Annotated in this window: 1 protein-coding gene; it reads left to right on the top strand. The window is 65.0% G+C overall.

Annotated features, from left to right (window positions below):
• Positions 1–103: 103 nt before the first annotated feature.
• On the top strand, positions 104–1,480 hold the full coding sequence (locus FHD67_RS20115) for an ISNCY family transposase (RefSeq protein WP_139599848.1): 1,377 nt from the start codon (positions 104–106) through the stop codon (positions 1,478–1,480).
• The last annotated feature ends 82 nt before the right edge of the window (positions 1,481–1,562 follow it).

Below are 1,562 nucleotides of genomic sequence, written 5' to 3' on the forward strand. Positions count from 1 at the left end.
TGTAGAAGCAAAGTAGAATTGTCGCGAACTGGCAAAGTTGATTTGTCGCCTCTGCCCTGAAGGCTGACGCTGCGCTGCGCAGCATGGCACGAGGGCTTTGGACATGGGACTTGTTCTGATGAGCGAACACGAGCTTCAACGTATCGAGGTGCTGGCGCAGGTGCTGGACGGCAGCCTGCGCACCGCGACGGCGGCCGAACTGCTGGGTGTGAGCCAGCGACAAGTGCAACGCCTGGTCCGCGAAGTGCAAGACAATGGCGCGATGGCCGTGCGGCACAAGCTGCGCGGCCGCCCGTCCAACAACCGGATCGGCGATCTGAAGCGCGACTACATCCTGTCGCTTATCCGCAGCGATTACCCGGACTTCGGACCGACCTTGGCGGCCGAGACACTGGCTGAGCGACACACCATCCGTGTCTCGTCGGAGACCCTGCGCAAGTGGATGATCTCGGATGGGCTCTGGCAAAGCCGGTCGCAGCGGCGCCGGGTGCATCGACCCCGGCTGCGGCGGGAGGCCGTGGGCGAGCTGATCCAGATTGACGGCTCGGAGCATCGCTGGTTTGAGGACCGCGGCCCCGCCTGCACGCTGCTGGTGTTCATCGACGATGCCACTGGCGCGCTCATGCATCTGCGTTTCGTGCGCTCGGAGTCGACCGAGAGCTACTTCGCGGCCCTTGCCGATTACCTGCATGAGCATGGCCTGCCCGTGGCCTTCTATTCCGACAAACACAGCGTCTTCCGGGTGAACAAGGCCGAGGCCCGCAGCGGGCACGGCATGACGCAGTTCGGGCGTGCCCTGAGCGAGCTGAACATCGAGATCCTCTGCGCGAACAGTAGCCAGGCCAAGGGCCGGGTAGAGCGTGCCAATCGGACACTTCAGGACCGGCTGGTCAAGGAGCTGCGGCTGGCCGGGATCAGCGACATGGCGGCGGGCAACGATTTCTTGCCCGGCTTCATTGCGCGGCACAACCTGCGCTTTGCCCATCCCCCTGCCCGGCCCGAGAACCTGCACCGGCCGGTCAACCTGCCCGCATCACGCCTCCGCGACATCCTCTGCGTTCGCGATCAGCGGCAGGTTGGCGCAAGCCTCGTGGTCCACTACGAGCGACAGAAGTTCATCCTCGATGACAGCGAGCACGCCCGCAGTGCGATCGGGCGCTATGTTGAAACCTATGCCTGGCCGGACCGGCCGTTCGAGATCCGTTGGAAAGGACTGTCCCTACCCTACCGGATCTTCGATCCGGCTCAGCAGCGGGTGACCCATACTGCAATCACCGAGAACAAGCGTCTCGGCGACGTGCTGGCCTTCATCAAGACGCAGCAGGACGTCGATCCTCCGCAGGTCGGACCAGTGGGCAAACAGCGCACCCGCTATACCCCGACCGGCAAACCTGGCCGGGGCAAGAAGGGCTGGGTCGAGCGACGTGCCGAACGGCGCGCGGCAGAGGCACAAGCCTTCGCGCCGCCGCCAGCAGAGTGATGGCTTCAAAGTCCAAAGTCGCCGGCCCCGTCCCTACGGCCCTTGATGGAGAGAGCGGGCCGGGCCCGGCTCGCCGCCTCGC

The organism is Paracoccus haeundaensis, from assembly GCF_006239215.1.
Classification (GTDB): Bacteria; Pseudomonadota; Alphaproteobacteria; order Rhodobacterales; family Rhodobacteraceae; genus Paracoccus; species Paracoccus marcusii.

What these genes read in the sequence shown, in the direction of transcription:
- FHD67_RS20115 (WP_139599848.1), top strand. Translation starts at nt 104, where the DNA reads ATGGGACTTGTTCTGATGAGCGAACACGAGCTTCAACGTATCGAGGTG.